This is a genomic window from Clavibacter tessellarius (assembly GCF_001618005.1).
GTDB classification, from domain to species: domain Bacteria; phylum Actinomycetota; class Actinomycetes; order Actinomycetales; family Microbacteriaceae; genus Clavibacter; species Clavibacter tessellarius_A.
On record NZ_LQXA01000046.1, the window covers coordinates 1 to 24,877 of the forward strand.

General features: G+C 72.1%; 25 protein-coding genes and 1 pseudogene. 18 read left to right on the forward strand and 8 right to left on the reverse strand.

Annotation, left to right across the window (positions count from 1 at the left end):
• The coding region (locus AWH51_RS12090) for an SbcC/MukB-like Walker B domain-containing protein (protein ID WP_302621243.1) at positions 1-649 on the forward strand (649 nt) is incomplete at its 5' end.
• Here the strand turns inward: AWH51_RS12090 and AWH51_RS12095 are convergent.
• A complete protein-coding gene (locus tag AWH51_RS12095; protein WP_011931895.1) occupies positions 642-845 on the reverse strand; it encodes a hypothetical protein in 204 nt (67 codons plus the stop codon). The two genes, AWH51_RS12090 and AWH51_RS12095, sit on opposite strands and share 8 nt — an antisense overlap.
• Before the next feature lie 277 nt (positions 846-1,122).
• Here AWH51_RS12095 and AWH51_RS12100 point away from each other — a divergent pair, with 277 nt between their 5' ends.
• The 7 genes from AWH51_RS12100 (at position 1,123) to AWH51_RS12130 (ending at position 9,839) form a co-directional block, all read left to right on the forward strand.
• The gene (locus AWH51_RS12100) at positions 1,123-2,301 is read left to right on the forward strand and encodes an AraC family transcriptional regulator (RefSeq protein WP_063072323.1); all 1,179 of its coding nucleotides are present in this window, start codon (positions 1,123-1,125) and stop codon (positions 2,299-2,301) included.
• Between the two features lie 92 nt (positions 2,302-2,393).
• Positions 2,394-3,116 (forward strand): TetR/AcrR family transcriptional regulator, encoded by a 723-nt coding sequence (locus AWH51_RS12105; RefSeq protein WP_063072324.1) that lies wholly within the window; start codon positions 2,394-2,396, stop codon positions 3,114-3,116.
• Complete coding sequence (locus AWH51_RS12110) at positions 3,113-3,820, forward strand: hypothetical protein (RefSeq protein ID WP_063072325.1); 708 nt, start codon at positions 3,113-3,115, stop codon at positions 3,818-3,820. Before AWH51_RS12105 ends, AWH51_RS12110 begins: the two co-directional genes overlap by 4 nt.
• Positions 3,817-5,922 (forward strand): YhgE/Pip family protein, encoded by a 2,106-nt coding sequence (locus tag AWH51_RS12115; protein WP_063072326.1) that lies wholly within the window; start codon positions 3,817-3,819, stop codon positions 5,920-5,922. The genes AWH51_RS12110 and AWH51_RS12115 overlap by 4 nt, the downstream gene beginning before the upstream one ends.
• A 62-nt stretch (positions 5,923-5,984) precedes the next feature.
• Positions 5,985-7,022: a hypothetical protein gene (locus tag AWH51_RS12120; protein ID WP_131798136.1), complete on the forward strand. Its 1,038-nt coding sequence runs from the start codon at positions 5,985-5,987 to the stop codon at positions 7,020-7,022.
• A 103-nt stretch (positions 7,023-7,125) separates the two neighbouring features.
• A complete protein-coding gene (locus AWH51_RS12125) occupies positions 7,126-8,151 on the forward strand; it encodes a hypothetical protein (RefSeq protein WP_063072328.1) in 1,026 nt (341 codons plus the stop codon).
• A 146-nt stretch (positions 8,152-8,297) separates the two neighbouring features.
• Positions 8,298-9,839, forward strand: a complete 1,542-nt coding sequence (locus tag AWH51_RS12130) for a glycoside hydrolase family 28 protein (RefSeq protein WP_063072329.1) — start codon at positions 8,298-8,300, stop codon at positions 9,837-9,839.
• A gap of 47 nt (positions 9,840-9,886) precedes the next feature.
• Here AWH51_RS12130 and AWH51_RS12135 read toward each other — a convergent pair whose 3' ends face one another.
• Positions 9,887-10,507: an HD domain-containing protein gene (locus AWH51_RS12135; protein ID WP_175345521.1), complete on the reverse strand. Its 621-nt coding sequence runs from the start codon at positions 10,505-10,507 to the stop codon at positions 9,887-9,889.
• 21 nt (positions 10,508-10,528) lie between these two features.
• Between AWH51_RS12135 and AWH51_RS12140 the strand changes: the two genes are divergently transcribed.
• The gene (locus AWH51_RS12140) at positions 10,529-10,915 is read left to right on the forward strand and encodes a VOC family protein (protein WP_063072331.1); all 387 of its coding nucleotides are present in this window, start codon (positions 10,529-10,531) and stop codon (positions 10,913-10,915) included.
• A gap of 65 nt (positions 10,916-10,980) precedes the next feature.
• Positions 10,981-12,906, forward strand: a complete 1,926-nt coding sequence (locus tag AWH51_RS12145; RefSeq protein WP_063072332.1) for a LamG-like jellyroll fold domain-containing protein — start codon at positions 10,981-10,983, stop codon at positions 12,904-12,906.
• A gap of 77 nt (positions 12,907-12,983) precedes the next feature.
• Here the strand turns inward: AWH51_RS12145 and AWH51_RS12150 are convergent, their stop codons facing one another.
• From AWH51_RS12150 to fdxA, 3 genes are all read right to left on the reverse strand, one after another.
• A complete protein-coding gene (locus AWH51_RS12150; protein ID WP_254654569.1) occupies positions 12,984-14,246 on the reverse strand; it encodes an ATP-binding protein in 1,263 nt (420 codons plus the stop codon).
• A gap of 106 nt (positions 14,247-14,352) precedes the next feature.
• The gene (locus AWH51_RS12155) at positions 14,353-14,847 is read right to left on the reverse strand and encodes a flavin reductase family protein (protein ID WP_063072333.1); all 495 of its coding nucleotides are present in this window, start codon (positions 14,845-14,847) and stop codon (positions 14,353-14,355) included.
• Positions 14,844-15,170, reverse strand: coding sequence for a ferredoxin (gene fdxA / locus AWH51_RS12160; protein WP_063072334.1), 327 nt, complete (start codon positions 15,168-15,170; stop codon positions 14,844-14,846). Before fdxA ends, AWH51_RS12155 begins: the two co-directional genes overlap by 4 nt.
• A 106-nt stretch (positions 15,171-15,276) precedes the next feature.
• Here fdxA and soxR point away from each other — a divergent pair, with 106 nt between their 5' ends.
• A complete protein-coding gene (gene soxR / locus AWH51_RS12165; RefSeq protein ID WP_302621244.1) occupies positions 15,277-15,777 on the forward strand; it encodes a redox-sensitive transcriptional activator SoxR in 501 nt (166 codons plus the stop codon).
• A gap of 352 nt (positions 15,778-16,129) precedes the next feature.
• A complete protein-coding gene (locus AWH51_RS15745; protein WP_081235107.1) occupies positions 16,130-17,767 on the forward strand; it encodes a DUF262 domain-containing protein in 1,638 nt (545 codons plus the stop codon).
• An 87-nt stretch (positions 17,768-17,854) separates the two neighbouring features.
• On the opposite strand, the gene AWH51_RS12170 is transcribed toward AWH51_RS15745, so the two are convergent.
• The 3 genes from AWH51_RS12170 to AWH51_RS12180 form a co-directional block, all read right to left on the reverse strand.
• Positions 17,855-18,412 (reverse strand): hypothetical protein, encoded by a 558-nt coding sequence (locus tag AWH51_RS12170; protein WP_063072335.1) that lies wholly within the window; start codon positions 18,410-18,412, stop codon positions 17,855-17,857.
• Between the two features lie 9 nt (positions 18,413-18,421).
• On the reverse strand, positions 18,422-19,570 hold the full coding sequence (locus AWH51_RS12175; RefSeq protein ID WP_063072336.1) for a zinc-dependent alcohol dehydrogenase: 1,149 nt from the start codon (positions 19,568-19,570) through the stop codon (positions 18,422-18,424).
• Between the two features lie 115 nt (positions 19,571-19,685).
• Positions 19,686-21,080 carry a carboxylesterase family protein gene (locus AWH51_RS12180; protein ID WP_063072337.1) on the reverse strand — a complete coding sequence of 465 codons (1,395 nt, stop codon included), beginning with the start codon at positions 21,078-21,080 and terminating at the stop codon, positions 19,686-19,688.
• Positions 21,081-21,231: 151 nt separating this feature from the next.
• On the opposite strand from AWH51_RS12180, the gene AWH51_RS12185 reads away from it, so the two are divergent.
• The 6 genes and pseudogenes from AWH51_RS12185 to AWH51_RS12205 all read left to right on the forward strand — a co-directional run bounded on the left by AWH51_RS12185 (position 21,232) and on the right by AWH51_RS12205 (position 24,838).
• Positions 21,232-22,278 carry an NAD(P)-dependent alcohol dehydrogenase gene (locus tag AWH51_RS12185; RefSeq protein ID WP_063072338.1) on the forward strand — a complete coding sequence of 349 codons (1,047 nt, stop codon included), beginning with the start codon at positions 21,232-21,234 and terminating at the stop codon, positions 22,276-22,278.
• 110 nt (positions 22,279-22,388) lie between these two features.
• Positions 22,389-22,565, forward strand: a complete 177-nt coding sequence (locus AWH51_RS16320; RefSeq protein WP_175345522.1) for a hypothetical protein — start codon at positions 22,389-22,391, stop codon at positions 22,563-22,565.
• Complete coding sequence (locus AWH51_RS12190; protein WP_063072339.1) at positions 22,562-22,957, forward strand: hypothetical protein; 396 nt, start codon at positions 22,562-22,564, stop codon at positions 22,955-22,957. The genes AWH51_RS16320 and AWH51_RS12190 overlap by 4 nt, the downstream gene beginning before the upstream one ends.
• Before the next feature lie 80 nt (positions 22,958-23,037).
• Positions 23,038-23,787 carry an SAM-dependent methyltransferase gene (locus AWH51_RS12195; protein WP_063072340.1) on the forward strand — a complete coding sequence of 250 codons (750 nt, stop codon included), beginning with the start codon at positions 23,038-23,040 and terminating at the stop codon, positions 23,785-23,787.
• A 42-nt stretch (positions 23,788-23,829) separates the two neighbouring features.
• Positions 23,830-24,167, forward strand: a pseudogene (locus AWH51_RS15750) (alpha-amylase family glycosyl hydrolase); the annotation flags it as partial.
• Between the two features lie 20 nt (positions 24,168-24,187).
• Positions 24,188-24,838 (forward strand): histidine phosphatase family protein, encoded by a 651-nt coding sequence (locus tag AWH51_RS12205; RefSeq protein ID WP_063072342.1) that lies wholly within the window; start codon positions 24,188-24,190, stop codon positions 24,836-24,838.
• Positions 24,839-24,877: the final 39 nt, after the last annotated feature.

Here is a 24,877-nt window from a genome sequence, read left to right on the forward strand (position 1 = left end):
CCGCGCCCGCGATCGCGCCGACCGGAGCGCCGCCGCCCTCGCGCGGCACGACGTCGCGCGCCGCGCGAGCGCGCAGGCGGGCGAGGAGGCGCGCGCCGCCATCCGCATGTCCGAGGTCGCGAACGCCACCACACCCGAGAACACCCGCGGCCTCACGCTCGGCACGTACGTGCTGCTCCGCCGCTTCGAGGACGTGGTGCAGGCGGCGAACGCGCGCCTGCGGATCATGTCGAGCGGCCGCTACGAGCTGGAGGTGAGCGAGGAGCGGGAGGCGACGAGCAGATCGCGGAAGACGGGCCTGGCACTGCAGATCCGCGACCACGTCACCGACCGCGTGCGCGAGCCCGCGAGCTTCTCCGGCGGCGAGACCTTCTACGCGTCGCTCAGCCTCGCGCTCGGCCTCGCCGACGTCGTGCAGGCCGAGGCGGGCGGGCTCCAGCTCGGGACGCTGTTCGTCGACGAGGGATTCGGCACGCTGGATCCGGAGACGCTCGACGCCGTCATGTCCGAGCTCGGGCGCCTCTCCTCCGACGGCCGCACGGTCGGCATCGTCAGCCACGTGGAGGAGCTCAAGCAGCGCGTCGCCGACCGGATCGAGGTGCGACGCCTCCCGGACGGCTCCTCGACGCTCACGTCCACGGTCAGCTGAACGGGTCGCGCCGCTTCGCCGCGAGGTGCCGCCGCCAGTAGAAGGTCGCCCCGCCGCCGAGGCCCGCGGCCAGCACGAAGGCCACGACGCCCACCACCCCGAGGCCGCCGCCGGTCTGCACGGTGACGACGCCGAGCGCCACCATCACGAGGCACGAGCGCAGCAGGATGAAGGCCAGGGACCGGTCGCTCGTCATGCGGCGCCTCTCGGGAGTCGGGGCGCAGGGGTCGCGCGCGGGACGAGCCTACGGGCCGGCGCCGTGCGGATCCCGCGCACGCGGGTCCACGGCATGACCACCGTCCGGGGGACACGCGTTCGCTCAGCGGATAGCCGCGGAGCGCGCACCCGCTCTCCCATGGGCCCGTGCCGAACCACAGGACGCCTCCCGAGCCGCGGAGGCCCCTCCCCGCAGGAGCGCCATGCAAGATGAGCGGGAGGGTGGAGACGAACGACACCCAGAGACATCGGGGACCATGACGACCACGCTGACACCCACCGGAACGAGGGATCCCTCGCGCCGCCCGCGCACGCCGCAGACCGCTACTGTCGATGACGCCCTCGCGACGCCGGTGGCGACGGACGCCGTCGACGCCGCTGCGGTCGTCGCCGCGGCCACCGCGATGATCGACTCCGCAGCCGACGACGCCGCCGCAGCCGCCCCCGTCGACCTCCGCGAGGCCCCCGACCGCTCCCCCGCCGACGCCGAGCCGGACCCGTTCGTCCGCGCCGTCATGGCGGGCGCCGACATCGACGAGGCCACCGCGAGCTTCGGGCCCGTTCTCGAGGGGATCCGGTTCGCCCGCGACCGCCGCACGAACTCCTTCTCCTACCGCTACGCCGTCCTCGGCAGCGAGCGCGTGACCCTCCGCACCTCGCGCATCGCGGGCACGCAGTGGGCCGAGAGCCCGCAGCGGCCCGAACACGTGGTCACCTGGTTCCTCGAGGGGCAGATCACCGTCGACCGCGGATCCCGCGCCGTCTCCTCCCAGGGCCAGCTCCCGTTCCTCTTCCCCACCGGCCGCCCGTTCCAGTACCAGGCGAGCTCGACCCGCCAGAACTGCGTGCACCTGGACGCGGCGTTCCTCGAGGAGACCGCGACCGAGTTCCACCACGGCCCCGCCCGTCCGCTCCTCTTCGAGCACCGCAGCGTGCCGACCGCCGAGACGGCCGCCGTCTGGCGCCGTGCCGTGGCCGCCGCCGCCCCCGTCATCACGGATCCCGACGCGTCCCCGCTGATGCGTCTCGAGGCCGACCTGGCGATGGCGCGCGCGACCCTCCGCCTCTTCCCGTGGGACGACGTGGAGCTCCCGTCCGAGCTGCGCGCACCGCGCATGGCGCACATCCGCGTCGCCGTGGAGTACCTGCACCACAACGCGCACCTGCCGATCACGCCCGCCGAGGCCGCGGCCGCCGCCGGCATCTCGACGCGCGTCCTCCAGCTCGCGCTCCGCCGCCACCACGGCCAGACGCCCACGGAGTACCTGCGCGGGATCCGCCTCCGCCGGGTGCGCGCCGAGCTCCTGGACGCGACGCCCGCCACCACGACCGTCCGCAGCGTCGCCGAGCAGTGGGGCTTCGCGCACCTCGGCAGGTTCGCGGCGTCGTACGCGTCGGCCTTCGGCGAGCTCCCCAGCGAGACGCTCCGGAGCTGACGCCGGCGCGGGAGGCGCGGGCGTCGACTCCCGAGACCGTGAGTGCGCTCAGCAACTTGCACACGACTGTGCAAGATAGCTAGCCTGGTCTCATGACCTCCCTCGCCTCCGCCCGCGCGCCCCGCAAGGACGCCGCGACGAACCGCCAGGCCCTGATCGAGGCGGCCGTCGTCGCGCTCGACCGCGACCCGGACGCCTCCCTCGAGACCATCGCGACCACGGCCGGTCTCAGCCGCCGCGCCGTCTACGGGCACTTCGCCACCCGCGACGACCTCGTCCGAGAGGTGGTGCAGCGCGGCGCCCGGCGCATCGTCGAGGCGCTGGCCGGCATCACGCACGACGACAGCCGGATCCACGTCGCCCTCATCGGCGCGCGCCTCTGGGCCGAGGTCGAGCAGGTGCGCGTGATGGCGCGGGTCGCCGTGCGCGGGCCGCTCGCCCGCGAGGTGGGCGGCGAGCTGGCGCCGCTGCGCGCCGAGTTGCTGCGGGTCGTCGAGCGCGGCATCGCCGCGGACGAGCTGCGCGGCGACATCCCCGCGCCGACGCTCGCGCGCCTGATCGAGGGCGGCGCGCTCGCGGTGCTCGACGAGGCGACGCGCAGCGACATCGGCCGCGCGGAGGGCCACACCCTCGTGATCCTCACCTCGCTCGCGCTGTGCGGACTCGACTGGCGGGCGGCGGGCGAGCTGATCGCCGCGACGCCCGAGCTGCGCGAGGTCGCGCCGCGCGCCGCCGAGGCGCCCGCGCCCATCGCCCCCGCAGCAGCCGCCCCCGTGCCCGTCTCCCCCGCGCCCACCGCGGGAGCCGCCTCGTGATCGTCACCCTGACCGACGCGCGCGTCGGCGACGGCCCCGCCCCCGCCCTGCCCGCGATCTCCCTCTGCTACGGCGGCCCGGAGCCCGTGGTCGCCGTCGCCGAGACCGAGCTGCGGCCCACCGTGCTGTCGCTCGTCGCGTCCGGCCGGATGCGGATCGACGGCGGCGCGCTCGCGCTGGACGGCGACGGCACCGCCGGCACCGACGCCGACGCCGACGCCGACGCCAAGGACGTGGCCGCGCGGATCGCCGAGCGGGTCGCCCTCGTCGACACCCCCCGGATCAACGAGCCCGCCGACGACGTGTCGCTCCGCGCGGTCGTCGCCGAGGAGCTCGCCCTCGCCGGGCACCGCTCCGGCCGGCACGAGGTGGGCGTCATCCTCGACGATCAAGGCCTCGCCGACCTCGCCCGCGCCCCCTTCTCCGCGGTCCCCGCGGTCGCCCGCATCCGCCTCCTCACGACGCTCGCCGCCAGCCGCGCGGGCGTCGAGGCCGTCGTCGTCACCTCGCCCGAGCGGCACGGCGGCGCGGTCGGCGAGTGGATGCGCGTCCTCCGCGACCTCGCCCGCTCCGGCACCGGCGTCCTCGTCGTCACGAGCGAGGCCGCCGCCGAGGCCATCGCCGCGCTCCCCGCCGACGACGCGAGCGCCGCGCCCGCCACCCCCGAACCCACCCCCTCGATCGACGGAACGCAGACCCGATGAGACTCCTCCCCCTGGTGCGCGCCGAGCTGACGCGCCTCACCGCCACCACCATGTCCAAGATCGCGCTCGTCGCGCTCGTGCTGGTGCCCGTGCTCTACGGCGGCCTCTACCTCTGGGCGAACCAGGATCCGTACAGCAGCCTCGACAGGGTCCCCGCCGCGCTCGTCGTGGCCGACCAGGGCGCCACGGTCGACGGGAAGCCGGTCGACTACGGATCCGACGTCGCGAAGGACGTGCTCGACGACGCGTCCTTCGACTGGCACGAGGTCTCCTCGGCCGAGGCGCGCACGGGCCTCGAGGACGGCACGTACGACTTCACGCTGACCATCCCGTCCGGCTTCTCGGCGGCGCTCTCGTCCGCATCCGGCACGGATCCGCAGCAGGCGCGCGTGGTCATGGCCACCGACGACGCCAACAGCTACCTCGCCACCACGATCGCGCAGCAGGCCGGCGCGCGGATCACGAAGTCGGTCGCCTCGCGCGTCGGCACCGAGGCCGCGGGCAAGCTCCTCCTCGGTCTCGCGGACGTGCGCTCCAGCCTCGGCGACGCGGCGTCCGGCGCGCAGCAGCTCGTCGACGGATCCGCGTCCGCGCGCTCCGGCGCCGATTCGCTGGCGGACGGCAACGCGAAGCTCGCGACCGGTGCCGACACGCTCTCCTCCGGCCTCGGCCAGCTCCGCACGGGGACGGCGCAGCTCCCCGCGCAGACCCAGAAGCTCGCGACGGGTGCCGACCAGGTCGCGTCGGGTGCGGCCACGCTCTCCTCCGGCGCGACCGAGCTGTCGACCGGCGCGGCGGCGCTCACGCCGGGCGCGCAGCAGACGGCGGCGGGCGCGCGCCAGGTGGCCGACGGCAACGCGCAGATCGCGACCCTCGGATCCACCGCCACCACGAGCGTGGACCAGCTCGCCGGAAGGGTGCCGGCGCTCCGGACGGCCATCCAGGACCGCATGGCCAAGGCGGGCATCCCGCAGGCCGACATCGACGCGGCCCTGGCGAAGCTCGACGTGCTGGGCACCGACATCACGGGCGCCGCCGCGAAGGCCGACGGCCTCAACACCCGGCTCCAGACCCTCGCCGCCGGCAGCGAGCAGGTCGCCCAGGGCAGCGCCCAGGTGGCCGATGGCGCGGCCAAGCTGCAGACCGGATCCGCCTCCCTCGCGACCGGCGCCGGCACGCTCGCGTCCGGCAGCTCGCAGGTCGCGACGGGCGCGGATGCGCTCGCGAAGGCCTCCCCCACGCTCGCGTCGGGCATCGCGAAGGCCGCCGACGGCAGCGCGACCCTCGCGACCGGCGCGCACTCCGCGTCCGACGGCGCGACCTCGCTCGCGTCCGGGCTCGGCACGCTGCAGGACGGCACCGTGAAGCTGCGCGACGGCCTCGACTCCGGGCTCGACCAGATCCCCGCGTCGACCGAGGCGCAGCGCGACGCGCAGGCCGACACGATCGGCGATCCCGTCGCGCTCCGGCAGGACGCCGTGACCCAGGCCGGCGAGTACGGCGCCGGGCTCGCGCCGTTCTTCATCAGCCTCGCCGCGTGGATCGGCATCTACGCCCTGTTCCTCATCGTGAAGCCGCTGTCGCGGCGGGCGATCACGGCCCGCAAGGCGCCGCTGCGGATCACGCTCGCCGGCTGGCTGACGCCCGCGCTCCTCGGCGTCGTGCAGATGGCCGGCCTCTACGCGATCGTCGCCGGGGCGCTCGGCTTCCACATCGCCCACCCCCTCGCCATGTACGGGACGATGGTGCTCGCCTCCATCACGTTCGCGGCGATCATCCTCGCGCTCAACGTGCTGCTCGGCAGCGTCGGCCAGTTCCTCGGCCTCGTGCTCATGGTCGTGCAGCTCGTCACCGCGGGCGGCACGTTCCCCTGGCAGACCCTGCCCGGCCCGCTCGCCGCGCTGCACCACGTGCTGCCCATGAGCTTCGCGGTGGATGCGCTCCGCCAGCTCATGTACGGCGGCGACCTCGGGCAGGCCGCCCAGGACGCCGGCGTGCTCGCGCTCTGGCTGGTCGCGGGGCTCGCGGTGGCGCTGGCCGGCGCGATCCGCATCACGTCGCACCGCACGCTGCGCGACCTGCGGCCGTCGCTGATCGGGTGATCCGTCCGGCGCGCGCGGGGACGGTCCCCGCGCGCGCCGCGCCGCCGCCCTACCATCGGCGGGTGCCACTCGATACGCGCCCACTGACCGAGCGGGTCGATCGTCGCGCGGTGCGGGAGTACCGGCGCACCCTGCCGGAGGGCGCCATCCCGCTCCTCAGCGACACCGTGCTCGACTTCCTCCGGCTCGCCGGGTGGCCCCTCTTGTTGGTCGTGACGATGCTCCTGGGGATCGACGCCGGCAATTGGACGCGGGCGCTCCCGATCGTCGGCATCCCGCTCCTCCCCGTCCTCATCGGAGCGACGCTCGCGGCGCGTGCGCTGCGCAAGCGCTCCGGGGTGCGGCAGTACCGGTTGCACCGCTTCGCGGAGGCGAACGGGCTCACCTACTGGCCCGTGTCGCGGCCACCGCGCTACCCGGGGATGGTGCTGGCGCGACCCTTCCCCTACGAGCACCGCGTCCACGACCGGTTCCTCCGTCGGGACGGACGCCCGTTCGACCTCGGCGACTACTCCTGGAAGAGGAGCAACCAGCGCATCGAGCCGACGCACCGCTGGGGATACGTGATGATCCCCCTGCCCACGCGACTCCCCCACATCGTGCTCGACTCGCGCAGCAACGACTCGCTCTGGCACCCCGGGCTGCCCGACGCTCTGGACCGTGACCAGCGCGTCTCCCTCGAGGGTGACTTCGATCGCCACTTCACCCTCTACTGCCCGCGCGGCTCCGAGCGGGACGCGCTGTACCTCTTCACGCCGGACGTCATGGCGCGCTTCATCGACACCGCGTCCGGGCTCGACGTGGAGATCATCGACGAGTACCTGCTGATGTACTCCCCCGGCGGCCTCGTCACCACGGATCCCGCCGCATGGGAGGCGCTCATGGTCACCGTGGACGCGGTGCAGGAGAAAGTGGCGCGATGGAGCCGTTGGCGCGATGCGACCCCGGCCGAGGAGACGGCCGCCGCGGGCGTCGCGAGCGGTGCGCGTCACTCACCTCGCCATGTGGCGACGCGGGGGCGCCTCACGACGCACCTGCACTGGTGGCAGATCGCGATCATCGCGATCGCCATCATCGTCGTCGTCCTGCGCCTCACGTAGGGCTCGCCTCCCCCATGGGCGCGATCCTGAGATGCCGGGTGCGGGGCGCGTGCAGCCGGGACACCTCGATCGGCGACAGGCCCCACCGCCCTACCATCGTCGGATGCGACTCGACACGCGGCCCCTGATCGCCCGCGTCGACAGGCAGGCTCGCGAGCAGCTCCGGCGGCGGTACCCCGAGAGGAAGCGCCTGCCCGACCTGCGCAGCCTCTACTACGCCGTGCTCCCGGTGCTGTGGATCGCGTCGGTCATGTCGATCACCGCAAGCGAGGGGTCCCACGCGAAGGCCCCGCCGGCGTGGATCCTCGGGTCGCTCTTCATCGGCCTGCACCTGAAGCGCGTGCTGCCCTTCTTCCGCACTTCGGACCGGCGCCGCTGCCGGCTCAAGGGCTTCGCCGACGCGAACGGCTTCTGGTACGACATCACCCGGCACAGCCCGGACTACCCGGGCATGATCTTCGCGCGCTCGTCCTGGGGCGAGTCGGAGATCCGCGACCGGTTCGAGCGGCGCTCGGGCCCGACCCTCGACATCGGCGACCACCAGCGGCGGAAGCTGCCGTTCCTCGCCGCCCGCGTGCACCGCTGGGGGTACGTGATGATGCGCCTCCCGGTGCCGCTGCCCCACATCGTGCTCGACTCCCGCCGCAACAACTCGCTGTTCCACTCCGATCTGCCGGAGGCGGTGGGCCGGCATCAGCGGGTCTCCCTGGAGGGCGACTTCGACCGCCACTTCACGCTCTACTGCCCGGTCGGCGCGGAACGGGACGCGCTCTACCTCTTCACCCCCGACGTGATGGCCCGCTTCATCGACACGGCCGCGGGGCTCGATGTCGAGATCGTCGACGACCACCTCTTCCTGTACTCCCCCGGCGGGATCATCACGACCGACCCGGCGGCCTGGGAGCGCCTGATGGAGACGGTCGAGGCCGTGGAGGAGAAGGTCGCCCGCTGGGGACGCTGGCGCGGGTCGCCGATGCGCGAGACCGCGGACGCCGAGGACGGGGTCGGGAGCCCTCGCGCGGCGATCACCGCCCCGCGCCTGCGGACGCATCCGCACGTCTGGTACCAGGCCACGTGGCTCGTGGTCATCGTCACGTGCGTGGTCTGGTTCCTGTCCGCGCCGAGGTGATGCGCGCGAGCGGTCGCCGCTCGGCCGTCGCGGATCGGGGAGAGGGCGCACGGCGGGTCGCGTGGCGCCCCTACTCTTCCCGCGACCCGCACATCCGGGAGGACGCACGCCGTGCGCCGAGCGGGTCTCCCCTCGAGAGGAACCACGTGCCATCACGCACCGCTGCCCGCACACTCACCCTCACCGCCGTCGTGGCCGGGACGCTCGCGGCGGTGACGCTCGCCGGGCCCGCCGCCCTGGCCGCCCATCCGAAGGCCGCCCATCCGCCCGCCGCCGCGACCTCGCGGGCCGCGGCCGTCGGCGGGACGGGCGACCGCCGCACCGTCACCGAGCCCGTCGACCCGGCCACCACGTGCGCCACCGTCAGCGCGCGGCTCGACATGCCGGACCGCTCCGCATCCGCCGCCGACGAGGCGCAGGCGCCCGACACCGCCCGCATCCAGGCCGCGCTCGACTCCTGCGCCCAGTCCGGCACCGCCGTCGTGGCCGTGCGGCTCGCCTCCTCGAGCCGGGGCGCGAGCTTCCTCAGCGGGCCGCTGCAGCTCCGGCAGGGCGAGACGCTGGTGCTGGATCCCGCGGTCACGCTCTTCGGATCGCGGAACCCGGCCGACTACCAGATCCCCAAGGGACCGACCTGCGGCACCATCGGCGGATCCGGCAAGGGCTGCGCCGCGCTCATCACCGCCACCGACCCGCACTCGGGCGTCGCGTCCCGCGGCGGCCTCGACGCCCGGCGCGGCCGCATCGACGGCCGCGGGGACCACGCGATCCTCGGCGGCACGACGACCTGGTGGCAGCTCTCCGACCAGGCTCGCGCGGGCGGCTCGCAGAACGAGCCGCGGCTGATCCAGGCCACCGGCGCCGACGACTTCACGCTCCACGACATCGACCTCGTCGACGCCGCCATGTTCCACGTGTCCTTCCACGACGCCACCGGCTTCACGGCCTGGGGCGTGCGCATCCAGACGCCCGCCACCGCGCGCAACACGGACGGCATCGACCCGGCGGGCGCGACGGACGTGACCATCGCCCACTCGTACGTCTCGGACGGCGACGACGGCATCGCCATCAAGGGCGGCACGCACGCGTCGAGCCACATCAGCATCATCGACAGCCACTTCTACGGCACGCACGGCATCTCCATCGGCAGCGAGGTGACCTCCGGTGTGAGCGACGTGCTCGTCACCGGATCCACGGTCTCCGGCGCGGACGCCTACGGCACTGCGAGCCCGTCCAGCGCCGGGGTGCGCATCAAGAGCAACCCGCAGGTGGGCGGCCCGGTCACGGGCGTGACCTACCGCGACGTCTGCCTCAGCCGCACCCTGGCTCCCGTGCTGTTCGACACGCACTACGCGGGCGGCAGCGGCAGCGCGATCCCGTCGTTCAGCGGCATCGTGGTCGACGGCCTCCGCGCCGTCGACTCCCCGGCCAAGGCCGTGTCGACGCTCGCCGGGTACGACGACGCCCACCGGCTCGGCGTCTCGCTCTCCCGCGTCGCCGTGGATGCGCCCGCCGTCACGGCCGCCTTCGCGGACATCGCCACGGCCGGCGCGACCTTCGGCGGTTCCGCGCTCACCTCGAAGCGGGCGGACGTGCACGTCACCGCCTCGGCGAGCGCGGGCGCCGCGCCCACGTGCGCGTTCCCGGCGTTCCCGCTCCTGTCGGGCCTCGCTCCCACCGCGCCCTGACCCCGCCGGCTGGAGCGCCGGACGCGAGCCGCAGCCATCGGGTCAGCTCACGCGAGGCGCTCCAGCGGGTTCTCCGCGAGCTTCCGCACGAGCCCGCCGTCCACGAGGCGGCGGGCGGCCGTGTCGGGCTTGCGCTCGGCCTGGTCGACGACGCAGGCGCCGAACTCCGCGGCGAGCGCTCCCCGCGGGTGCGCCGCGAGCACCTCGCCGAGGAACCCCTCGGGCAGCGCGTCGGGCCGGGCACCGGAGATGTCGAGGCCGGTCGCGACCTCCAGGAGGTGCCCCTCGACGTCGAGCGCCGGATCCACCTGCGGCCAGTTGTGCCGCACGATCGCGTCGAGCACGCGCTGCCGGCGCGGGGCGGGCCAGCCGGCGCCCGCGGTGAGCGCGACGGCGACGTGGCCGCCCGCGTGCTCGTAGGAGACGGTGTGGTTGTCGAATTCGGTGACCGTGCCGATGTCATGCAGCACCGCGGACACGTACAGGATCTCGTGGTCGACGCCCGTCAGCCCCTCGACCACCGCGAACGCCTCCGCGAAGAGCCACGAGCGGATCCCGTGGGCCGTGATCGCGGCGGACTGGTACGAGGTCGCGAGCTCGAGGGCACCGCGGGCGGCGCCCGTGTCGGGCACGGGGAAGTCGGCGATGCGCATGGCCCATGCTGGCATGCGGCTGGACACGGTTCTCGCATGATCCGGCTGCAGAACGTCACCTACCTCGTCCGCGACCACGACCACGACGAGGCGCTCGCGTTCCTCGTCGACGCGCTGGGCTTCGTCGTGCGCCAGGACGAGACGGCGCCGGACGGCTGGCGCCGGGTGGTCGTGGGCCCCGAGGGACCGGGCGCGGGCCTCGTCCTGGCGCTCGCCGGCGACGCCGCGCCGGTGGGGCGGCAGGCGTGCGACGACGTCGCGTTCTTCCTCGAGACCGACGACTTCGCCGCCCGGCATGCCCGGATGCTCGCCCACGGCGTCGTGTTCCGCGAGGATCCGCGCCACGAGCCGTACGGCACCGTCGCGATCTTCGAGGACCCGTACGGCGCTCCGTGGGACCTCATCCAGCCGCCGGTCGGCTGACGCGCCGCCGCACGTCCACCGCGGTGTCGCACCGCATTCACCCGTCGGCCCTACCGTCGTCCCCCGTGACCCAGGACCCGACGACGCCTCCCCGTTCCGCGCTCTCCCGACGCGGCTTCCTCATCACCGGCGGGGCCGCCGGCGCGCTCGGCGTGGCCGGGCTGGGCGGTGCGCTGCCCGCCGTGGCCGAGACCGCGTCCGACGACGCGCTCGGCGCCAGCGCCGCGAAGGCGCCCGCTCCGCAGCAGGGATCCGGCGCCCGCTGGAAGCCCGACACCGCATCGCCCCGCTTCACCATCGCCGTGCTGCCGGACACGCAGTACCTCTTCGACGGCGCATCGATCCACCCCGAGCCGCTCGAGGCGTCGCTCCGCTACGTGCTCGCCGAGCGCGACCGGCACAACATCGTCTTCCTCGCGCACCTCGGCGACGTGACGCAGAACGGCGCCGAGAAGGAGATCACGGCCGCGAGCGCGCAGTTCACGCTGCTCGACAAGGCGGGCGCCGCGTGGAGCGTGCTCGCCGGCAACCACGACGTCGTCTCCTCCACCGACGACCAGCGCGGCCGCACGCCCTACCTCGACGCGTTCGGCCCGAAGCGCTTCCGGAAGTCGCCGAGCTACCGCGGATCCAGCCCCGACGGCTACAACTCGTTCCACACCTTCACGGCGGGCGGCCGCGACTGGCTCGTCCTCGCGCTCGACTGGCGCACGAGCGCCCGCGGCGTCGAGTGGGCGCGCGGCGTGCTGGCGGCGCACCCGACGCTGCCGGTGATCCTCACGGCGCACGACATCGTCGACTCGAAGCCGGACGGATCCGCCGTGCTCGACGCCTACGGCCAGGGCCTCTGGGACTCGTTCATCTCGCAGCACGACCAGATCTTCCTCACGCTGAACGGCCACTACTGGAAGCCCGGCCGCACCACGCTGAAGAACCGCGCGGGCCACGACGTGCACCTGCACCTCGTGAACTACCAGGACCGCTACTACGGCGGCGCCGCGATGATCCGCCTGTACCACGTGGACCTCGAGCGGGACGCGATCGACGTCGAGACCCTCTCGCCCTTCCTCCTGGCCGGCGGGCTCGGCGCGGGCAACGAGCTCGCCGACGAGGAGGCCCAGCTCTCCGGCGACGTCGACCGGTTCACCGTGAGCGTCGACTTCGATGAGCGGTTCGCCGGATTCGCGCCCGTCCCCGTGCGCGCCGCCCGGTCCGCCGCGCAGATGCTCGTGCCGGGCACGGTCGCGTACTGGCGCTTCGACGGGCACGCCGACGGATCCGCGCTCGGTACCGCCACGCGCATCGCCGACGCGTCCGGCCACGGCAACGACCTCGTGGTCGCGAACCGCGCGGGCGCGGCGCCCGGCTCCCTCCGCTTCTCGTCCGCGCACCACGACGATCAGCCCGGCTTCGGCAGCCTCACCCTCACGGGCGGCAGGAAGACGGGCGACTTCCTGCGCACCGTGCCGGGCGCCGCGCTGGATGCCGCGACCCTCCGCCAGGGCTACACGGTCGAGGCGTTCGTGCGCATCCCCGCGGACTTCGACGGCGACGCGGACGGCTTCAGCGCGATCCTCTCCCGCGCCGCCTCCGCGAAGGACGCGGGCAGGACGCCGGGCGACGCCGGCGACCCGGACGAGCCCGCCGCGACCCTCAGCGTCTCGGGCAGCCGCGAGATCCAGTGGTGCGTCTACCCGACGACCCAGCAGGGCTCGCTCACCAACTGGTCGCACGAGCTGCCCGCCGCGACGTGGTGGCACGTGGCGGTCGTGAACGACGGCCAGCACACGACCATGTATGTCGACGGATGCCCGGTGGTGCGGAACCCGTCCACGTCGAACCGCGGGCTGGCAGCGGCGTCGCCCGCGACCTCGTGGCTCCTCGGCGCGAACCTCTACGGCGGGAAGCTCGACCACGTGCTCCCGGCGTCGATCGGCGACGTGCGCATCGTGGAGCGCGCGCTGAAGCCGTCGGAGTTCATGATCGCCTGAGGACGGGCCGCCTGATGCCGCGGGCGGCCGCCCGAGGCCACAGCTCCGGGTGGTCGTCCTCGAGATCGGCGACGGGGTCAGACAGGCTGGCGATCGATGAACGCAGACATCCACGGCACGGTGAAGGCGATCCGCCCATGCTCGGGTGCGTAGATGATGCCCTTGTCGGTCAGGTTCTGGCGGATCTTGCTGAGGCGTTGCGTGGTCCGGTCGAGTCGGCGTGCGACGTCGGCGGTCCTGGATCCGGTGTCGCCGTCGGCGGCCATGGCGCGGAGGTATTCCTTCTCCAGGGGTGTGGCCCGGTCCCAGCGGGTGCGATAGAAGCCGTCGTCGAGGTGGCGGAGGGCGACTCCGGCGCCGTTCTGTGCGTCGTCCCGGGAGATCGGCGATGACGCGGACTCGAGCCAGGCTTCCGAGCCGTATTCCTGGAGGAAGTAGGGATACCCGCCAGTGAGCGTGACCACGAGGTCGATGGCGTCGTCGGCCCACGTGACACCTTCGTCGGCAGCGGGCACCGTGAGGGCAGCAGCGGCGGCTTCGGGTCCGAGTTCGCGGATGTGCCGGTACTGGAAGAGGCGCTCGGAGTAGGACTTGGCTTCGGCGAGCCGCGTGGGGAGGCTGGGCAGTCCGGCGAGGACGAACAGGACCGGCCGCTGCCGCTGGGACGCACGGTGGGCGACGGTGCAGATGGCGACGAGCTCGTCCGCGGTGAGGTCTTGGGCCTCGTCGATCAGGATCGCGAGGCCGAGCCCCTCGTCGTGGACAGCGTCGAGGATCCCGTCGACGACGGTGGTGAGGTCGAGTTCGAGGTTGCCGGAGTCCGCGAGCTCGGCTTCGATGTCGTCGAGGGTGAGGCCGAAGGTGGTGGTGCCGTCCGTGTCCACGCGGGCGGAGAAGGAGAGGGCGGTCTTGAGCGCGCGGAGGAAGGGGCGCTTGCGGTTGCGTCGGGCGATGCGGGCGACGTGGCTCTGGAGAGCGGAGGAGAGCGCCGCGCGCATGGACGTTCCCGCGGCCGCTTCGATCTGCGCGACGACCCATCCGGTCGTCTCGGCTTCGGCAGACATCCGGCTCAGCAGGACGGTCTTGCCGACGCCGCGGAGTCCATAGAGGACGAGCGAGCGCGGCGCACGTCCGGCAGCGGCCCGTGCGACCGAGACGCGCCAGGTCTCGAGCTCGGCATCGCGGCCTACGAGTGCTGGGGTCGGGCGCCGGCGCCGGGCGCGTAGGGGTTCGACGTGCCGTCCATGGTCGATCTCCCCTTGTCTCTCTACGTCTGTCAGATCTTGACAGACATGGGGATACATCGAGAGACCATCGCGCGCCTGTCGTCGCTCGGACACGACCGGCGCGGATCCGCTCCGCGATGCCTGCCCGAGAGACAGAGAGGCCGGGAGGCCAGCGAGGCCCGGTTCGAGGATGAGGTCGCCAGGGGCGGCCTCCGAGGGCCTAGAGCTCCGGGTGGTCGTCCTCGAGCAGGTGGAAGCGGCGGTCGCGGTAGACGAGCGGCGGGGCGGGCTCGCCGAGGATCACGTCGAGGACCTCGGCGACGACCAGCACGGATCCGCCCACAGGCACGGTCTGCAACGTGCGGCAGCGGAGGGCGGCGCGCGCGTCGGCGAGCAGCGGCTCGCCGGTCGGCAGCTCCTGGAAGCCCTGCTCCTCGGTGAACCGCGGGGATCCGGAGACGGCGAAGGAGCGCGCGAGCGCGGCGTGGTGCCCGGCGAGCAGGTGGACGACGTAGCTGTCGGCCTCGAGGATGGCGCCGGCGGATCCCGTGGCGCGCGTCACCGAGAACGAGAGCGCGGGCGGATCCACCGACAGCGACGCGACGCTCGACGCGGTGAGGCCCGACGGGCCGTCGGCGGTGCGTGCCGTGATGAGCGCGACGCCCGCCGGGTGCCCGCGGAACGCGGCCTTGAAGAGGTCGGTGTCGGCGCTCACGCCTGCTCGCCCTGGGGAGGGAGCGCGGCGATGACGGGGTGGTCCTTCGGCACGACGCCGATCTTCGTGGCGCCACCGGGCGAGCCCAGGTCGGCGAAGAACTCGACGTTCGCGGTGTAGTAGTCCGACCACTTCTCGGGCAGGTCGTCCTCGTAGTAGATGGCTTCGACGGGGCAGACGGGCTCGCAGGCGCCGCAGTCCACGCACTCGTCGGGGTGGATGTAGAGCGACCGCTCGCCCTCGTAGATGCAGTCGACGGGGCACTCGTCGATGCAGGCGCGGTCCTTCACGTCCACGCACGGGAGGGCGATCACGTAGGTCACAGGGCGTCCTCACGGGCAGGGGCCGTCGGGACGGCGGGGGTGGTGGTGCGCATGGTGTCCACGTTAGAACCTCACGTACCCTTGAGGTCAATCGGGAGGGGACGTCGTGGCGGATGCGCAGGAGCCGACGGCCGCGTCCGCGACGCCCGGCCACGCTCCCCGTCACGCCCCCGACGAGCTGCTCACGGTCGGCGAGATGAGCCGCCGCACGGGCGTCGCCGCGTCCGCCCTCCGCTTCTACGAGGACCTCGGCCTCATCGCCGCCGAGCGCACCGCGGGCAACCAGCGCCGGTACGCGCGGCACATGCTGCGGCGGGTGTCGCTGATCACGGTGGCCAAGCGCCTCGGGATCCCGCTCGCCGACGTGCAGGCCACCTTCGACGACGTGCCGCTCGACCGCCCGCCGAGCCATGCCGACTGGCAGCGCGCGTCGCGCCGCTGGAAGCGCCTGCTCGAGGAGCGCCGTCGCAGCATCGAGCGCCTGGAGCGCGAGCTCACGGGCTGCATCGGCTGCGGCTGCCTCTCGATGCGCGCCTGCGGCCTCCTCAACCCGGACGACGCGCTGGGCGACCGGGGCGCGGGGCCGCGGCGGGTGCAGATCGACTGACGCCGCCGAAAATACTCGCGCACCATCGATTGCGGGCAGCGTTTAAAACTTGATCTGGCGCACTGCGATCGCAGGCGCACCAGGCGGGATCACTTTGCCTATCCTCTTCCCTGCACACGTTGAGTGCCGTCCCGTCGGAACCGTTTCAACCACAGAGGGCGCGATGATGGCTCGCGAATTCACACACGGGGGGCAGCCTGTCCCCCCTTGGGGGGTTGCTGTCGCTAATCCGCCGGTGCCATGCTGAACAAATGTCGTGTCCAATCGACATGCTGCCTTAGGTAGTCACCTTGAGCCGTCGCTTTGCGCAGCACAGCGCGCAAGTTACGCCACAAACTGAATCGAGATCAGCATGGCAACGCTAAATAGCGAATCCGCAAGGGTTGGTGACTTTTTCAGCCAACAGTTCTTCTTTGAGATACCAAACTACCAGCGACCCTTTTCGTGGGAAAAAGATCAAATATCTGATTTGATTGATGATCTTCTCGATGCGGATAGATCAAGCGATTACTTCCTCGGAACGCTTGTACTGCACGAGAAGTCGCAGGCTACATATGCAGTCGTCGATGGGCAGCAGCGGCTGACCGCCATCGCAATCCTACTAGCGACTATTCGCGACTTACTTGAAGAAGACTCCGATCACATACAACAAATGCTGGCTCAACCGGAGATCAGACTGCGCGGCATTGAAGCTCGCTCTCGGCTAGTAGTCCGAAATAGCGCGCCCTACGAAGCCATAGTAAACACCCCTGGGGGCACGCGCTTAGGTGCTCCCGTTGACGCACTCATTACTTCAGTCGAGAACAGATATCGCCAAGCGGTTCTTGTATTTCAACGCGCCCTTGCCGAGTTGGACCAAGAATCGCTTGCCTCGTTTGCCTCGTTCGTCATTCAACGCGTGGTTTTCATTTACTTGGCCGCATCGACATTTGATGACGCGTTTCGGCTCTTCACTGTAGTAAACGATCGCGGAATTCAGCTTCGGCGCATCGACGTGCTAAAAGCAATGAATCTAAGCCCCGACGCGATCCGGAACAACACAACACGCGAGGAGTACGCCCACAAATGGGAGGACCTCGAGGAGCTGTTGGGGGCAGACAGTTTCGAGAACCTCTTCAGCGCACTGCGGTTGGTCTACGTTCAAGATAAGCCCGAGGGCGACTTACTTCACGAGTTCGAATCGCGGATCTATGGTAAGCCGAAGAGGCCAGCGGCCGGCGTAACGTTCATTGACATACTGTCAGAGTACGTGCACATATACGAAGCGTTGTTTACAAATCGCGACTACCTCAGCGGCACTAGCGACCACGTTCGCTACAGCACACTGATGTACTCCATGTCCAAAGAATTTCGCGCAAGTGAATGGCGCGCGTGCGTTCTTGCCTTCGCCCACAAGTTCAAGACAGATAAGCTGTATGAGTTTGTTTTACGGATCGAGACCCTTTACGTCAAGCACTGGGTGAGTGGCATGCGGAAGGATGAGCGTTATGCGTCATACACGGCGATCCTTAAAACAATTGAATCAGAAAAGTCGGGTAGCGGAGTCGTTACGGCAATGGAATACGACGTTGCCGACATCAGGGAGGCTTGCCGCCGGGCAAACTTTTACGGAGCCGGATATGCTAAATATCTACTCATTCGAGCCGAAATGCAGGCAGCCGAACTTGATACCCCCCGACAGTTCCTGCCACGCTCTATCGAACATGTTCTTCCACAGAACCCTGCGAGTACCAGTCAATGGAAGGCAGACTTCACCGATGAGGAAATTGCCGAGCTCGTCCATTCTGTGGGAAATCTCGTACTACTAAGCAAGGCAAAGAACTCATCTGCGCAGAATAAAGACTTCATTGATAAAAAGCGGACGTACCTAACTCCGCGCGTATCAGATTATCCTCGAAGTCTGATGACCGTCGGAGCCGAGCACTGGACCCCTGAGGTTGTCCGTCAACGCACTAATGATTTTGCCGCTACAATCATGGGTACCATTTAACCCACCGGTGATATCAAAAGTACTATCCGTTATCGCCAGTCACTAGCGGGGTCCGCTATGCACTGAAATGCATAGTGGACCCCAAAGTTACGAGCGCTTCCGCCGTACCGCGAACAGCAGCGCGACCGCCGCGAGGGGCCACGCGCCGACGATCAGCGGATCCATCCACATGTGCTTCATGTCGGCCCGGCCGCGCCCGAACCGCGACGAGACCGGGTGGTGACGCGGCTCGCTGAGCAGGCCCGTCTCGGTGAGCGGGTCGTCCGGCCGGCCGCTCACGAGGGACCCGAGGTGCGCGCCCGCCGCGTCGACCCGGTCGCCGAGCATCAGCAGCAGCCAGTGCACGGACCGGCCCTCGCTGAAGGTCGCGTAGGCGTAGCGCCGGATGGCACCCGAGACGCCGTGCAGCGGCGCGACCGTGCCGAACACGGGCGGCAGCTCGGTGTGCTCGATGGAGCGCTCGCGCCGCGTGCGCTCCTCCTGGCGCTCCGGGAAGTCCCAGTGCGCGCCCGAGACGAGGTCGGTGCGCTCCCGCGGGAACGCGGGACGGTCGGCGGGGTCGAGGTCGGCGCCCCAGCCCGGGATCCGGGCCCGGAGCGCGTCGGCGTCTACGGGTCGGTGGTGGTCGCTCGCGCGGTACGGCATGGCTGGCTCCTACTCCTCGTCGAAGGTGATGACGGTCTTGACGCAGTCGTCGAGCTTCGCGGAGAACGTGTGGTACCCCTCCGCGATGTGCTCGAGCGGGATCCGGTGCGTGATGATGTCGCGCGGCGAGAAGTGCCCCGCCCGGATGTGCTCGATGAGCCGCGGCCACTGCCGCTTCACGGGCGCCTGGTTCATCCGCATCGTGATGCCCTTGTTCACGGCGTCGCCGAACTTGATCGCCGCGGGCACCGGCCCATAGGCGCCCATCACGCTCACGGTGCCGCCCTTGCGCACGCCGTCGATCGCCCAGTTGAGCGCCACCGGGGAACCGCCCTGCACCTTGATCTTCGTGCCCGTGATCTGGTGCAGCGCGTGCCCGTCCGCTTCCGCGCCCACCGCGTCGATGACGACGTCGGCGCCGAGCCCGTCGGTCATGCGCTTGAGCGCGAGCACGGTGTCCTTCACCGCCGAGAAGTCCAGCGTCTCCGCGTGCGCGAACGTCTCTGCCATGCGCAGCCGGTAGTCGAGCTGGTCGACCACGATCACGCGGCCGGCGCCCATGAACCAGGCCGAGCGCGCGGCGTAGAGGCCGACGGGCCCCGCGCCGAGCACCGCGACCGTGTCGCCCTCCGCGATGTCGCCGAGCTGGGCGCCGAAGTAGCCGGTGCTCAGCGCGTCGGTCATCACGAGGGCGTCCTCCTCGTGGATGTCGTCGGGGATCACCATGGGCCCCACGTCCGCGAACGGCACGCGCACGTACTCCGCCTGGCCGCCGTCGTATCCGCCGGTGGTGTGCGAGTAGCCGTAGATGCCGCCGACCGCCGTGGCGTTCGGGTTCACGTTGTGGCAGTTCGAGTACAGGCCGCGGGCGCAGAAGAAGCAGGATCCGCAGTAGATGTTGAACGGCACCATCACCCGGTCGCCCACGGACAGGCTCTCGACCGACGAGCCGACCTCGTGCACGACGCCGATGAACTCGTGGCCGAACGTGGTGCCGACCCGCGTGTCCGGCAGGAGGCCGTGGTACAGGTGCAGGTCGGATCCGCAGATCGCCGCCCGGGTCACCCGCACGATCGCGTCGTTCGGATGCTCGATGCGGGGGATGTCCTTCTCCTCCACGCGGATCCGGTAGGGCCCGCGGTAGACCATCGCTCGCATGTCGCTCCCTCCGTCGGTGCGTCGAGCCGACTCCGCGTCGATGCCGTCGCCTACCCCCTTGACATGGGGGGCGGGAGGCGATCCGCGCGGCGGCGCCCGTCGTCGCGTCCGGCGATCACCCCCGGTCGAACCGCATCCCGCAGGCGCGAGCGTCCGCATCCGCCGCCACCTCGCCCGTGCGCGCGAAGTCGGCCCAGACCTGCCGCACGGCGCGGCCGCGGGCGGCGACCTCCGGCCACGCCTCCGGGGGCACGAGCCGCATCCGGGTCCACGCGTCGCGGGTGCCGAGGATCAACGGGAGGTCGGACGTGTGGCCCGCGCCGATGGGGCTCGACGCCGGGGCCGCGCGGAGCACGTAGCGGACGGCCCGGCCGCCGGCGCGCCGGTGCCGCGCGACGAACTCGGCGACGGGCCGCGCGTAGACGCGGCGCGTGGTGGGCCGGACGACGACGCGCATCAGCACGCGACGGAGGGCCGGCCCGACCACCGGCACGGCGAGCAGCGGGCCGACCACCGGCAGCGCGGGCAGGTACATCGCGGTCTCGTCGCGGGTCGTGCCGATGAGGAGGTCGATGTGGGGCGCCGCCTCCCGCCACGCGGCGTCGCGGTCGGCCTCGGCGGGCAGCGGCGCGTGGCCGTAGCGCGGGCCCCACGGCAGGCCCGCGCGGATGCCCGACGGCCACGCCGCGCGCTCGGCCCGGGCCTGCCGCCGCATCACGTCGGCGAGCGTCGCGTCGGATCGGAGACCGCGGGTCACGCGCGCCATCGCGCGGAACATGCGCTCGCGCCCGCCCGTGATCCCCACCGGCGGGCTCTGCACGATCGCCCGCCGGAGGAGCCCGCGGGCGCCGTCGGCGATCATGAGGTGCAGGATCGCGTCGCCGCCCGCCGACTGGCCCATCGCGGTCACGGTCCAGGGATCGCCGCCGAACGCGGCGATGGAGTCGCGGATCCAGCGCAGCGCCTCGATCTGGTCGAGCAGGCCGAGGTTCGCGGGCGGGCCGTCGGACGCGCCGCGACCGGATCCGCCGCGACCGCCGCCGCCGAAGCCGAGGAGCCCGAGCCGCGCGGTCACCGCGACCACGATCACGCGCTGCTCGACCACGAGCGCCCGCGGGTCGTGGATCGCGAGGTCGCCCGCGCCCGTCGTGTACCCGCCGCCGTGGAACCACGCGATCACGGGCAGCACCTCGCCGGGAGCGATGTCCGCGGGCAGCGTGACCGAGAGCCGCTGGCAGTCCTCCGAGCGCTCGATCCCGTCGAGGGCGCCCTGCATGAGCGTGTCGAGGATCCGCGATGACGGCTGCGGGCACGCGGGCGCCGGGTGCACGGCCGCGAGCACGACCGGTCGCCCGTCGGGTCCGCGCGCGGGCACCGCCGACACGGGCGGCACGCCGCGGGCCGCCGTCGCGTAAGGAATGCCGAGGTAGCGGATCACGTCGCCGTCGCGGAGCCCCGTCACCGGGCCGGATCGCGTCGATGTCGGGCCGGGGAGGGTGGGAGCGGGCATCCGGCCACGCTATCCGGCGCCCGAGGAAAAACCGCGTGGTTCCGGGGAGCCCCTCCCGCGGGCGTAGCGTCGAGGGGTACCGCATCCGAAGAGGGCGCGGCCGGATCGACCTGATCCCTCCCCTCCCCCACCGGACAGCATTAGGAGAACCATGCGCACCGTCAACGCCTACGCGGCCCCGTCCGCCACCGACCCCATCGTCAAGACCACCATCGAGCGCCGCGACGTCGGCCCGAAGGACGTCTCCATCGACATCGCCTACTCGGGCGTCTGCCACTCCGACATCCACACCGTCCGCGGCGAGTGGGGCCCCATCCAGTACCCGCAGGTCGTCGGCCACGAGATCGTCGGCCGCGTCACCGAGGTCGGCTCCGAGGTCTCGAAGCACAAGGTCGGCGACCTCGTCGGCGTCGGCTGCATGGTCAACTCCTGCAAGGAGTGCGAGCAGTGCACGGCCGGCCAGGAGCAGTACTGCCTGAAGGGCAACATCCAGACCTACGGCGGGGTGGACCCGGCCGACGGCACCATCACGCAGGGCGGCTACTCCGAGGCCGTCGTCGTCGACGAGGACTTCGTGCTCCGCGTCCCCGAGTCCCTCGACATCGAGAAGGTCGCGCCGCTGCTCTGCGCCGGCATCACCACCTACTCGCCGCTGCGCCACTGGAACGCGGGCCCCGGCACGCGCGTCGCGGTGGTCGGCATGGGCGGCCTCGGCCACATGGCCGTGAAGATCGCGCACGCCATGGGCGCCGAGGTCACCGTGCTCTCGCAGACGCTCTCCAAGAAGGAGGACGGCCTCCGCCTCGGCGCCGACCGCTACTTCGCGACGAGCGACGACTCCACGTTCACCGAGCTCGCGAGCTCGTTCGACCTGATCATCAACACGGTCTCCGCGAAGCTCGACATGAGCAAGTACATCGGCCTGCTCGCGATCGACGGCACGCTCGTCAACGTCGGCGCCCCCTCGGAGCCGCTCGAGATCCCCGCGTTCGCGCTCATCCCCGCGCGCCGCAGCTGGGCCGGATCCATGATCGGCGGCATCGCCGAGACGCAGGAGATGCTGGACTTCTGCGCCGAGCACGGCATCGTGCCCGAGACCGAGCTCATCTCGGCCGAGCAGATCAACGAGGCCTACGAGCGCGTCCTCAAGTCGGACGTGCGCTACCGCTTCGTCATCGACGCGAAGACGTTCGCGTAGTCCACGCGACACCGGAAGGCCCCGCGGATCCTCGTGATCCGCGGGGCCTTCCCGCGTCCGGGCCGATCGGGCGTCCGGTCGCGACGGTCTCGGTCCCCGCGGAGCAGCGCGTGCAGCGCGTGCAGCGCGAGCAGCGCGAGCAGCGCGAGCAGCGCGAGCAGCGCGAGCAGCGCGAGCAGCGCGTGCAGCGCGTGCAGCGCGTGCAGCGCGTGCAGCGCGTGCAGCGCGTGCAGCGGCCTCGCCGCCGCGCGCCGCCGACGGAGCCGCTCACTAGGATCGGGCCGTGACCGACGCTCCCGAGGACCCGCGCACCCGCTGGCGGTCATCCTGGCTGCTCGCCGCCTTCGTGACGTGCGCCGCGATCGGGGTGCCGATCATGACGGCCGCGTGGACCGCGATCCCGTTCGCCGACGAGGAGGACTCCGAGTCCGCACGGCACGGCTTCGCCCCCTCGGGCCCCGGCCTCCTCATCGTCACGCTCGTCTTCATCGCGATGGCGCACCTCGTGGGATGGGGGCTGCTGCGGGGGATCGCGAGCGGCGCCCCGGGTGGTTCACGGCGGCACACCATGCTGGCCCTGTGGACGGCCGCCGCCGTGTCGGCCGCGGGGCTCGTCGGCGCGCTCGCGCTGACGGGCGGGCAGCTCTTCGCCCCGTACCCGCGCCCGTTCATCCCCTGACGCGCGCATGCGCGACGGGCGGAGGGGCGGAGGATCCTCGGCGCGCGCCGCCCATCGGAGCGCGCCCCTAGGCTCGCCGGATGGACAGAGACCGGATCAGCGACCTCGCCCACGCCGACCACCCCATCGCCTCGCCGCTGGGCGACGACAGCGTCGATCGGCTCCTCGACGCCGCGGTCGCCGGGCGGAGCAGCGTCCTCGACCTGGGCTGCGGCGACGGCACGTGGCTCCTGCGGGCCCTGCGCCGGGATCCGACGCTGACGGCGGTCGGGGTCGATCACTCCGACGCGGGCTTCGGCCGGGTGCGCGCGCAGGCCGAGCGCGAGGGCCTCGCCGACCGCCTCACGCTCGTCTGCGCCGACGCGAGCATGTGGAGCTCCCCCGACCGGTTCGACGTCGTGCTCAGCGTGGGCGCGACGCACGCCTTCGGCGGCCTCGAGCCGACCCTCGCCGCGATGGACGGGCATCTGCGTCCGGGCGGCCGCGCGCTCGTCGGCGAGTGCTTCTGGGAGCGGGAGCCGACCCCGCGGGTGCTGGAGCTGCTCGGCTCCGAGCCCGAGGACTACGACGACCTCGCCGCCACCGTGGAGCGCGTCGCCGCGGACGGGTGGATCCCGCTGCAGGGCCACGTCAGCACCCTGCGGGAGTGGGACGACTACGAGTGGTCGTGGACGGGAGCGCTCGCCCGGTGGGCGCTCGAGCACCCCGACGACCCCGACCGCGAGCAGGTGCTGACCGCGTCGGTCGAGCACCGACGCGCGTGGCTGGACGGGTACCGCGGCACGCTCGGCTTCCTCACCCTGGTGCTGGGCCGGCCGCTCGCGCGCTGATCCTCAGCGCGGCAGGTCGGCGTGGACCACACGCGCCCCGCCGAGGCGCTGATCGCCGAGGCGCACGCCCTCGGGATGCGGGTGCTGCTCGACATCGTGCCCGACCACACGTCCGACGCGCACCCCTGGTTCCGGGCGGCGCTCGCCGGCGACCCGGCGGCCCGCGCCCGCTACCTGTTCCGCGACGGGACGGACGCCGACGGCCGCCCCGGCCCTGGTACCTGCACATGTTCGCTCCCGAGCAGCCGGACCTCGACTGGTCGAACCCCGAGGTGCACGCGGAGTTCGTCGACGTGCTGCGCTTCTGGTTCGACCGCGGCGTGGACGGCTTCCGGGTCGGTGTCGCCCACGGGCTCGCGAAGGCGGAGGGCCTGCCCGACGCCCGCGATAGCGTCGGGGCATGCGCCTGATCCTGATCCGACACGGCCAGACCCCCTCCAACGTGCGGGGCGTCCTCGACACCCGCATCCCCGGCCCCGGCCTCACCGACCTCGGGCGCGAGCAGGCCGCGCGCCTCCCGGAGACCCTGCGGGACGAGCGGATCGGGGCGCTCTACGTCTCGACGATGCGCCGCACCCACGAGACGGCCGCGCCCCTCGCGCAGGCGCTCGGCCTCACGCCGGTCGAGCGGGCGGGCATCCGCGAGATCGCCGCGGGCGGGCTCGAGATGCGCGGCGACCGCGCGTCGGTCGCGGAGTACCTGGAGACGATGATCCGCTGGGTGGGCGGCGAGGACGACCTGCGCCTGGCGGACGGCGAGACCGGCCGCGAGTTCGCCGCGCGGTACGACGCCGTGGTCGCCGAGGCGGAGGCGACCGGGCACGGCACGGTGGCGCTCGTCAGCCACGGCGCCGCCATCCGCTGCTGGTCGGGGATGCGGGCGCGCGGCCTCGACGCGGCCTTCGTGGCCGACCACGAGCTGGAGAACACGGGCGTCGTGGTGCTCGAGGGATCCGGCGCGGACTGGACCCTGGAGTCGTGGGAGGGCGAGCCCGCCGGCGGCGTCGGCGGCGACGCCCCGTCCGGGCCGGCCGGCGAGCCGCGGCCCTAGGCGGGCCGCCCGGGACGCCAGCCGGCGCGTGCCGTCGAC

What these genes read in the sequence shown, in the direction of transcription:
- AWH51_RS12205 (WP_063072342.1), top strand. Translation starts at nt 24,188, where the DNA reads ATGCGCCTGATCCTGATCCGACACGGCCAGACCCCCTCCAACGTGCGG.
- AWH51_RS12135 (WP_175345521.1), bottom strand. Translation starts at nt 10,507, where the DNA reads ATGCCAGCATGGGCCATGCGCATCGCCGACTTCCCCGTGCCCGACACG.
- AWH51_RS15745 (WP_081235107.1), top strand. Translation starts at nt 16,130, where the DNA reads ATGGCAACGCTAAATAGCGAATCCGCAAGGGTTGGTGACTTTTTCAGC.
- AWH51_RS12195 (WP_063072340.1), top strand. Translation starts at nt 23,038, where the DNA reads ATGGACAGAGACCGGATCAGCGACCTCGCCCACGCCGACCACCCCATC.
- AWH51_RS12105 (WP_063072324.1), top strand. Translation starts at nt 2,394, where the DNA reads ATGACCTCCCTCGCCTCCGCCCGCGCGCCCCGCAAGGACGCCGCGACG.
- AWH51_RS12095 (WP_011931895.1), bottom strand. Translation starts at nt 845, where the DNA reads ATGACGAGCGACCGGTCCCTGGCCTTCATCCTGCTGCGCTCGTGCCTC.
- AWH51_RS12115 (WP_063072326.1), top strand. Translation starts at nt 3,817, where the DNA reads ATGAGACTCCTCCCCCTGGTGCGCGCCGAGCTGACGCGCCTCACCGCC.
- AWH51_RS12140 (WP_063072331.1), top strand. Translation starts at nt 10,529, where the DNA reads ATGATCCGGCTGCAGAACGTCACCTACCTCGTCCGCGACCACGACCAC.
- AWH51_RS12185 (WP_063072338.1), top strand. Translation starts at nt 21,232, where the DNA reads ATGCGCACCGTCAACGCCTACGCGGCCCCGTCCGCCACCGACCCCATC.
- AWH51_RS12125 (WP_063072328.1), top strand. Translation starts at nt 7,126, where the DNA reads ATGCGACTCGACACGCGGCCCCTGATCGCCCGCGTCGACAGGCAGGCT.
- AWH51_RS12175 (WP_063072336.1), bottom strand. Translation starts at nt 19,570, where the DNA reads ATGCGAGCGATGGTCTACCGCGGGCCCTACCGGATCCGCGTGGAGGAG.
- AWH51_RS12100 (WP_063072323.1), top strand. Translation starts at nt 1,123, where the DNA reads ATGACGACCACGCTGACACCCACCGGAACGAGGGATCCCTCGCGCCGC.
- AWH51_RS12170 (WP_063072335.1), bottom strand. Translation starts at nt 18,412, where the DNA reads ATGCCGTACCGCGCGAGCGACCACCACCGACCCGTAGACGCCGACGCG.
- AWH51_RS12180 (WP_063072337.1), bottom strand. Translation starts at nt 21,080, where the DNA reads ATGCCCGCTCCCACCCTCCCCGGCCCGACATCGACGCGATCCGGCCCG.